The sequence below is a fragment of the Viridibacillus sp. KH_047 genome (genome assembly GCF_057838945.1).
Genome location: NZ_CM174479.1, coordinates 2,415,202 through 2,425,388, shown reverse-complemented (window position 1 = coordinate 2,425,388; position 10,187 = coordinate 2,415,202). Strand labels below are relative to the sequence as shown.

Here is a 10,187-nt window from a genome sequence, read left to right as displayed (position 1 = left end):
TGTTTTATAATTTATTTAAGGAAATCTACATGAATTGCAAAATTTACTCTAGATTGAAACAACCAATAATTTGTCTTTTTGTGTTTCATCTAGAGTGGATATAAGTAGTAAAACAACTAAAGTATAATATATTTCACATATTCTAACTGGATATTCGTTCTCGATAATCTCCATATTTAATTATTTTTTCAGGTTTTATTAATAATGATATAAAAAAAGAATTCGTCAGTAATGTCGAATTCTTTTTGTTTTGTATAGAATAATAGAGAGGAATTAAAAATTAATACTTGAAAAATTTGCAGCGCTGAAAGCAGATTTTGAAAATAATGATGATTTGAAGGAATAGAATACCTTTTTTATGGATAATTGCGGAATAACTAGAACTATTTCTTATCAGAAAAGATGAAGCAGCAAACGATGATAAATTAGAAGAGCCCAAGGTTAATACAAACATATGACTCTGTAAGAAAAAGTAAGTGGTTAAGCATAAGTAATGTTTAAATTCCTACATAGGTTAAACGATTGATTATAGTTTAACTGATGAGGAGAAGGTTTATTTGTGTTACTGTGATTCACTTTATGTTATATAAATCCAATCGATGAACTAGTCATAGGCAAATTATCACCATTAACCTGTCAATCCGAACGAATTATTGTTCGTAATACTAATTTTCAACTAAGAAATGGGTATACATTATTTTCCCCTATCTTTCTTTGTTTACAATTGTACAAATTCTTCTATAACAGTTAGTTAAATTACAGGGGTGTTTTAGTAAATTAACATGTTTTTTAATATAGTAGTTTTAGTATTAATTTATTTGATGATATAATAAGGAAAATCTCTTGAGCTTAGATCTTATTTTTATTATAATTAAGAGAAATAGAAAGGATGTTCGCTATATGAAAAATGCTCTAAATGTAGTCGAGTTATTTGCGGGCGTGGGTGGATTTCGATTAGGTTTGGAAAAAGCGAACTCAGATGTTTTTAAAACAGTTTGGGCAAACCAATGGGAGCCTTCGCGCAAAACGCAAGATGCATATGATTGTTATACTCGAAACTTCAATAGTGGAATTCATAGTAATGAAGATATTACGACAGTTCCTGATGAAGTATTCCAAAAGTTAAACATAGATTTATTAGTAGGCGGTTTTCCTTGCCAAGATTACTCCGTAGCTAGAACTTTATCAAATGAAAAAGGACTGGAAGGCAAAAAAGGCGTATTGTTTTGGGAGATTAAACGAGTTCTTGAAAACTCACATCCTAAATATGTACTTTTGGAAAATGTCGATCGTTTATTGAAATCGCCTTCAAAGCAACGTGGGCGTGATTTTGCAATTATGTTAGCGACATTCCGTGATTTAAACTATATTGTGGAATGGCGAGTAGTGAATGCAGCTGAATACGGATGTGCACAAAAACGCCGTCGTGTCTTTATTTTCGCATATAAAAATACACTTGATTTTGCGGAAAAACTACTTGATTATAATTCACATGATATTGTGTTTAAAGAAGGATTTTTTGCGAATACTTTCTCTGTTAAACCAGAACCATATAAAGAACGTATTAGTACAGTAACTTTACCTGAAGATATTGTGGAAATTTCGGACAAGTTTTCTTTTTATTTCCATACAGCGGGAGTGATGGTGAATGGAAATGTCTATACAGCACAAACAATTGTAGAAAACGAAAAATTCATTCCACTAAAAGATATTTTAGTAGAAGAAGTTACAGTAGATGAAAAGTACTATCTATCACCTGCTCAAGTTGAAAAGTTCTCGTATTTACGAGGACCGAAAAAAATTGAGCGTACATCAGCAGAAGGTCATAAATACATTTTCTCTGAAGGTGGTATGTCTCCAACTGATGATTTAAATGGGCCAGGCCGTACAATGTTAACAAGTGAAGCCTCAGTTAACCGAAGTACACACATAGTTGAGGTTGATGGACGAAAACGTTTCTTAACTCCTATTGAGTGCGAAAGATTAAACTCATTCCCAGACAACTGGACCGCAGGAATGCCGGAACGCATGCGTTACTTCTGTATGGGGAATGCATTAGTAGTTGATCTTATTAAACAGATGGGATTAACAATTTTAGATATTGAAGTAAATGAGCACATTACTTCAGAACAAATAATGTTAATGTTATGACATATGCTGCATCTCAATCTTAATGATTGTAGGTGCAGTTTTTTTTCGTAGCTTAAATAATACTTTCACTTAGATTTATAAGGAAGGAATGAAACTCCTAATATCGAAGAGATACGGGTTTAGATATATAAGAAATGGGCTTTACTCCATTTCTAGAATATATGATATTGGTTTTGGTTGATTTTTAAATAATTGTTGTTGACTTATTTAAATATATTAGCATAATAGATAGTTAGATATATTAATAGTCTAAAAGTTATAGGTTGGTGATTTGTTTGCAATGAATTATTAAATATTTTGTGCTAATAAAAATTCTCAAATTCTCTATCTTATCTTTGAGATATAATAAGGAGGAAGTAAATGAGTAGAAATTGTGATTCTCTATTTGAGGTATTAAAAGAAGTAGAAGAAAAAACAAAAAATATAAGGAATATTTTGAAAGTAGATGAAGATAAGAGTATGGTTGCTTTTCGTGGTGAACCCATAGATTACGAAGATACTAAATTACTACCATCATTATATAGAAAGAAATTGAGTTTAAAGCAAGAAATGAAATTATTTGAATTATTAAAGGATTACAATGTAATAGGTGAAGTAGAAAAGACTAATTTACAAAAAGCAATGGCTTCTCAGCATTATTTAGCAACTAGTAGATTACTGGATATTACTTTTAATGTATTGATAGCAATTTATTTTGCCACTAGTTTTAAAGAAAATGAAAAAGAAAATCAAGATGGATATTTATATATCTTCTGTTTACCGCAACATTTTTCACCTAGTTCAAAATACATAGAAAAATATTATGATAATATGTTGTCAGGAAACAAAAGTAATTTTATTTTGAAGAGGAATTTTAAAGTAATAACTCATGGGTACTTTAATGAAAGGATAAAATTACAAAGAGGAGGTTTTATATTTTTTCCAGCAAGCAATGTAACTAGAATACCAAAATGCTTTTACGAAATAATAAAAATAAATGGAAAAAGTAAAAAATATATAAGAAAACAATTAAAAGAATTTTTTTCTATATATGAATCTTCTATTTTTCCTGAAAAAGACAAGACCAGTGAAGTGATTTTAGAAGGAGTAGACAGAAAAATTGAAGATATTAGTACTGAAAATAGTATTAATTTCGAACAGAATATATATTTCGAAAATTTAAAATATGAAGTAGATTATCTTTTACATAACAAGAAAGACAAAAAAGAAATTATGAGAAGGTTAAGAAAGTATGAATATGACTTTAACATTTCTCTCGAAGAAATAGGGCAAGAATTATTTAAATCTAATATACTTCGAAATGCTAAAGAAAGTGCTAAACATGATTTTGATAATTTAAATATTTATGTTAAAGGGAGTAAAGCATGTATATAAATAGTGAGTGTATAAATTTGTTGGAAAAAGCTTTGGGGGTAGATCGGGAAGCGTATTCATTGAAGGGAAATAATGAAATTTTAGAAGTAGTTAGTGAAAATGGAAATATTGAAGAATACTATTTAGGGAATTTTATAAATGATGTAAATAATAAAAATGATTTCACCTCTTATAATGAGAAATTTGAAAAGTATATTCAAGAGAATAATATTGAAGTGAGACCTATGATGATATTTGAATCTTGGGAACAAGAGCAGCAGTTCTTGGATAGTGAGTTAGAAAAAGTAGATGCAAAGGGAAAAAGAGAAATAAAAAATCTTTTTTCTAGTGCAAGGCTTGTATATATTGATAGTGAAGAACTGATTTCAATGGAATTGGAAGAAGAAGGAATTAATTATTTGGAATATAAAATTGCTAACAATAAAGATAAAGAGCGGGTTGGATTAATTTTCAACTTATCTCTTAAAGAATTATATAGACTTTATAACAGGACAGGCGTTAGTCTTTTTAAAGATAATGTGAGAATTGGAATCTCAGGTAGTAAATCTGCATTATTAAGAACAAATTTTACAAAAAATTTCTTATTAGGATTATATAATTTGAATACTTCGAATACTGGAAATGAGAAAATAAAACAAGAGATAGTAGAATATCTTAAGATTATTAATGGTTCTGGGGACTTTGAAGGATACCAAAATGCAATAGAGAATTTTTGGTTTCATCACAATGGAATTACCATTTACTCGGAAGATAGTTTTTGTATTGTGGAAGATAAAATTAGTTTTAATCCATTTAGAGTAAGTGTAATTAATGGTGCACAAACATTAACTCACTGCTTTTCTATCATTAGAGAAATCCGTAATGATTTGAGTAAGACAGTGAGAATAAAAGCTGAAGGCGAAAAAAATGAAATAGATATATCTGGAAGTGAAATTATTATTGCATTTGAAACTTTACTTGATAAGATGATGAATAATATAAAAATAAAGACAATTTTTATTAAAGCAGGTTCCGAAATGAAACGTTCTATAACTTTAGGGTTAAATACTCAAATACCAGTAAATATTGAGGATATAATAACTAATACTGAAATTGTAGATGAGATAAATAAAATTTTAGCAAAAAATAATATAAGAATTTGTAGATTAGGTGAAGATACATTTCATGGGGGAATATATTTATTAGATTTTGTTAAATCGTATTTAGTTTTTAGGGATAATCCAGGAGAAGCGAGAAATTTACAAAAAAATAATTTAGAGTATCATTTAAAAGAGATAAAAACTTCTTTACAAAATAAAAAAGTGAATTTAGGAGATTTATTAAAAGCAATAGATACGTTTGAATATATTGACAAATGGTGGAGGAAAAGAAGTAAACCTGAAAATATTAATGAAATTGATTACAAAGGATTAGCAAGTAACGGAAAGTACTATTTTAAAGCTTATTGTAATAATATGTATGATGATACTGAAAATATAGAAGATATGGATGGGTATTTACAAGAATTGTATAAAAATTTTATTAATACATTCTTAAAAATACAGACTAATATAGACTCAAATGAATTAAAGAAAAATGAACTATTTAGTAAATTTTTAAGACAACATAAAAACTTTATTAGTAATTTTCAGAAAGATGGGGATTTTACTCTAGATATAGATAATTTTATGTACAATTTAATATTTGAGTATGAAGAATACGAAAAAAGCAATCGAAGTAAATCCAATAGGAGTATGTTTATTAAGTCTAAATTAGAAAAAGAAAAAATATCTGTAGTTTTTAGAACTATAAAATTGGTAGAAAAGTTAAACAACGAATATAAATTGTCTGAACATTTTCCTTTTCCAAGTCAAACATTTAGTCAATTATATGAAATTAATGACTATCCCAATGTATATGACAAAAGTAAATTTATTAGTTTTGAAGAATCAAACTTTAGCAAAGAAATTAATAAAGAATTTTTCTTATTTGTTTTTTCTCACGATTCATCAGGGAATCTGAAAAAAATAGATCTTTTTCCTAACTTTAGTTTTTCGAAACTATCTATAGACGCTAAAGAAGTATATAATAGAACAGTTAGGGCATTTCAAAAAGGCAATACTGACCTATTTGTTAAGTCATCTGAAGGTTTAAAATTTCATGTTAGACCGAAGGCGAGAAGTGAAAAAGATATATTTACTTTTACAGATGGTAGTGAACAAATAAAAAGAACCTTTTGGGTGAATAAAGATACATTAGAGGAACTATTAAAGACTTATGAATATGGAAGTTATAGGTCGAAAAAAGTTTTTGAAAATGTACAGAAAGAACATATGTTTATCAAATCTGAAGGTAATTAAATGAATTGAAATTATTTAAATCAAAGCATTACTTTAATGAAGAATAAATTTTACCCACTTATGTAAAATTGGGTTATAAAAATAAGTTAAACTGCACCCCAATTGTTAGTGAAAGCTAACAATTGGGGTGCAGTTAGTATGTCTAAATTCATCAAAAAATAAATGCTTTTCAGAATGAAAATGTAGGCTTTAGCTCAATCTCAAAATCTATTTCAGTAGCAGTCAGGTGATACAAAACTGAAATAATCGATATGAAAATAGAATTCTAGTAACTAGGTAATTATCAATAAAAGATTGGACTTAATTTTGCAAATACCGTCATCTTTTGTATGATACAAATGAGGAGTGAAGACTATGCAATTTCAAACAACAAGATCATTTATTTTAGCATCTGCATCACCACGACGTAAGGAGCTTTTCGGCCGTTTAAATATACCATTCGAAATCGTAACTGCTGATGTAGAAGAAACGAGTGTACAAGCGTCAGAAGTATCACAATATGTTACTGAGGTTGCACTATTAAAAGCGCGCGCGGTGGCGAAAATATCACCAGGTCGAGTAGTCATTGGCGCAGATACAATCGTTGCAAAAGACAATCAATTACTACATAAACCTAAGAGTCATGAAGAAGCAATGGCACATCTTCGCACTCTACGTAATACAGCACACGAAGTTTTAACTGCTGTAGCAATTATTGAAGAGGATGGGACAGAAACAACATTAGTTGAAAAAACGACAGTCATTTTTAAAAATGTTTCTGATGCATTGTTAGAGGCATATGTCGCAACTGGAGATCCTTTTGATAAAGCTGGTGGTTACGGCATACAAACTGAAGGTGTCTTTTTGGTCGATCGTATTGAAGGGGATTATTTAAACGTCGTTGGTTTACCATTAGCATCGTTATGTGAGCATCTAATTGCTAGAAAGCTTATCACATTATAAAAAGTAACTATTTCAGTTTTTGTTTCGAAAAGTTAATGAAACAAACTGTACATAAAGAAGAGGACTTCAATTTTGAAGTCCTCTTTTTGATTTTCACTTTATTTAAAGTCTATATTTTTTAAACACTTTAGAATGACCTAAACAATTCCTTTTTCTAAATCTAATCAAAATAAATTAATTTAGATAAGAAACATTTTCACGGCATTTTCTACATAAGTTTTTAATAACACTCTCATTTCTTACGGAGTTATTAGTACGGATGAAGGGGGAAAAGTGTTGATTGTCGATGGGGTATTTTCTGGTGGGGGAATTAAAGGTTTTGCATATGTAGGAGCATATCAAGTACTTGAGGAAAGGGACATTCATTTTAATCGAGTAGCTGGAACAAGTGCAGGTGCTATTTTCGCAAGTTTTATCGCAGCTGGATTTACCTCGGATGAAATAGAAAAGATGTTAGATGAATTGGATGTTTCTGCGTTGCTTGATCCGCCTAGAACTTTGTTTGGGTTGTCATTTCTGAAATGGCTTAATCTTTATTTTAAAATGGGGTTATATCAAGGTAAAGCCTTAGAAAAATGGTTTTATAAAAAGCTTGCACTTAAAGGCATATATACTTTTGGTGATTTACCAAGTGGTTCTTTAAAGATTATCGCTTCGGATTTAACCAATGGTAAAATGCTTGTACTCCCAGATGATTTAAAAAACTACGGGATTGATGGTGAGTCATTTTCAGTTGCTCGTGCTTTACGTATGAGCTGTGGGATACCCTTTTTCTTCGAGCCGGTCAAATTGAAGATTGCAAATGGAGAATCGATAGTAGTTGATGGGGGAGTACTTAGTAATTTTCCGATATGGATATTTGATGATGAGAGTGGCCAGAAGGAACGTCCAGTTATTGGATTGAAACTAAGTCATCCTAGAGAAGAGATGGATCCGCAAAAAATTAACAATGGACTCCAATTATTTGAAGCACTCTTTACAACTATGAAAGATGCACATGATGAGCGATATATTTCTCGTAGACTTGAAAAGGATATTATTTTCATTCCCGTTGAAAATTACAGCGCTACACAATTTGATCTAGACCAAAAAACAAAAGAAAGTTTAATCAGTATTGGAAGAGAAAGCACATTGCAATTTTTAAAAACGTGGCAAAAAGTATTTTAACAGTAAGATATTTAGGATAGGCTTGAAAGCTATTCAAAAGTTAGACATTTTATGTATTAAACCTATGAATGTAATAACCTCCTACCAATTAATTTGATAGGAGGTTATTACATTTATTTATTAATATGTGTATTAAAGAATTCCAGTATCTTCTTATACACGAAAATTTCGTTCGCCTTTTTCGTGAATCCATGTCCCTCATCCTCTAGCACAGTATATGACACTTCTCTTCCTTTTTCCTTCAATGCAGTAACGATTTGATCAGATTCCTTTTGCACAACACGAGGATCGTTCGCCCCTTGAATAACTAGCATAGGTTTCGTCATACCGTCTAAATACGTAATTGGTGAATCAGCTATTAATCTATCCTTATCTTTCTCTGGATCACCTATCCATTGCTTCATAAATGGTCCCCAAAACTCCGGAACAGACTCAATAAATGAAAATAAATTACTTGGACCAAAAATATCGACAACCGCTTTAAAGTAATCTGCATGACGGCCGTGTAGGAGAAGTGCCATATAGCCGCCATAGCTACCACCAAGAATCAGCATTTTATCACGATCTACATAGCCTTTTTCAATAAGCCAATCAATCCCCGTAATATTATCAAGACGAGGGCCATGACCCCAATCACCCTCAACCATTTTCATAAAGTTTAAACCATAATTCGATGAGCCTCTAAAGTTAGGTGCAAAAATAGAGTATCCCTGATTAACAAGGAATTGAAACATTGGTCGAAATGATTTACGCTCAATTGATTGGGGACCACCATGAGGCCATAAAATAACATAACCATTCGAATTTTCTTCCTTAGCCTTGAAAAAGAGTGCCTCTATTTCTAAACTATCAAATGATGGATAACGCAGCACTTCGGGTTCTACCAAATCCTCGTCTCGAACACCTGGTACTCTATAGTGCGTTAACTCCAACCAGGAATTTCCCGTTTCCTTTGAAACAAAAATATTATTTGGTTTCGTAGCAGTTTCCCCAAGCATATATAAATGTCCGCTTGGCATGATATGCATTTTCTCAATAATATCAACAGGTATTTCGATTTTTTCATTTGTTCCATCTGCAATTGTATAACGATAAAGCCGATCCTCTACACCATAGGAACCAACAATATATAGTGCATGCTCTTTTTTCGAATAATAAATACTTGTAAAGTCTTCTTTTTCTAATTGAAACACCTTTTGAAATTGTCTCGACTGAATATCAAATTTTGCTAAATAGCTAAGATCGTCATCATAGTTTGTTAAAAAATAAATTTCGTCTTCAGAAGTATATACAAAATCGGTTACTGTATGCTGCTCATCCGTTGGTGGTGTGAGCAATACATTTTCAACATCGGTCTGTACATATGCTAATGAATACGTATTACCAAACGATTTAATATAAACAAATGATTTTTCTTCAGGACTAACTGTAGCTATAATAGTAGGCGCAACACTACCTTCTATAAGTATCTTTTCCTTTCCACTCTCAATGTCATAAACTAGACTATTTAAATACTTCGCATTTCCATCAGTTGTAGAGTAATATAGATTTTTACCATTCTCGGTCAAATGTGCGTAGAGATGACGCTCTCCCTCTTTATAGCGGATTGGTACTAGGCTTCCTCCCTCAGGTGCAATCGCATAAATTTGGCTATTTTCATCGCCATCTTTATCAAATCCAACTAAAAGGAATTCACCTGTTTTCGAATATGTAATAAAATCTGAAATTTGATTATTAAAAGTCAGTGGATACGGGAATTTTTTCTCTACATCCATTCCCCAAAGATTAAAATGACCATTAAAATTTGTACATAATACAATCTGCTTTTCATCAGGACTAACCGCAAAATCACTAACGGTTAAATTTTGTAAAAAATTTGTAATATCCGACTTTTCAAACTGAATCATAGCTATTCCTCTTTTCTTAAAGTTAATAAATACGCGTAACATCTCTTAATAGGTGCCATTTTAAAATGCTCTTATGTAAACAAAAGAGATATCTAAATATTCTTACTTTATATTATACAAGATAAAATGAAGAAATGGAGTTAAATCCCAATTAAGTACATTTTTTAAAGGGTTTACTAGTTTTTAAACGAATATCATTTAAAAGCTCGCAAAGCTAGAAGTATAGTCTTTGCGAGCTTTTATTATCAACTTTTTATTTGATGATGTGATATATAATACAATGGTACAAGTTTTTTTGTATTATTAA

Annotated in this window: 6 protein-coding genes; 5 read left to right on the top strand and 1 reads right to left on the bottom strand. The window is 30.5% G+C overall.

From position 1 onward, the window contains the following. Positions 1-900: 900 nt before the first annotated feature. From dcm to AC3IS5_RS12015, 5 genes are all read left to right on the top strand, one after another. Positions 901-2,151 carry a DNA (cytosine-5-)-methyltransferase gene (gene dcm / locus AC3IS5_RS12035; RefSeq protein WP_489424626.1) on the top strand — a complete coding sequence of 417 codons (1,251 nt, stop codon included), beginning with the start codon at positions 901-903 and terminating at the stop codon, positions 2,149-2,151. 360 nt (positions 2,152-2,511) lie between these two features. Further along, positions 2,512-3,525 carry an FRG domain-containing protein gene (locus AC3IS5_RS12030; protein ID WP_489424625.1) on the top strand — a complete coding sequence of 338 codons (1,014 nt, stop codon included), beginning with the start codon at positions 2,512-2,514 and terminating at the stop codon, positions 3,523-3,525. After that, positions 3,516-5,864, top strand: coding sequence for a PDDEXK family nuclease (locus AC3IS5_RS12025; protein ID WP_489424624.1), 2,349 nt, complete (start codon positions 3,516-3,518; stop codon positions 5,862-5,864). Before AC3IS5_RS12030 ends, AC3IS5_RS12025 begins: the two co-directional genes overlap by 10 nt. Positions 5,865-6,218: 354 nt before the next feature. Further along, the gene (locus tag AC3IS5_RS12020; protein ID WP_489424623.1) at positions 6,219-6,806 is read left to right on the top strand and encodes a Maf family protein; all 588 of its coding nucleotides are present in this window, start codon (positions 6,219-6,221) and stop codon (positions 6,804-6,806) included. 276 nt (positions 6,807-7,082) lie between these two features. Next, entirely contained in the window at positions 7,083-7,973 is an 891-nt protein-coding gene (locus AC3IS5_RS12015) for a patatin-like phospholipase family protein (RefSeq protein WP_489424622.1), read from the top strand. A gap of 113 nt (positions 7,974-8,086) precedes the next feature. On the opposite strand, the gene AC3IS5_RS12010 is transcribed toward AC3IS5_RS12015, so the two are convergent. Next, positions 8,087-9,880, bottom strand: a complete 1,794-nt coding sequence (locus AC3IS5_RS12010; protein WP_489424621.1) for a S9 family peptidase — start codon at positions 9,878-9,880, stop codon at positions 8,087-8,089. Positions 9,881-10,187: the final 307 nt, after the last annotated feature.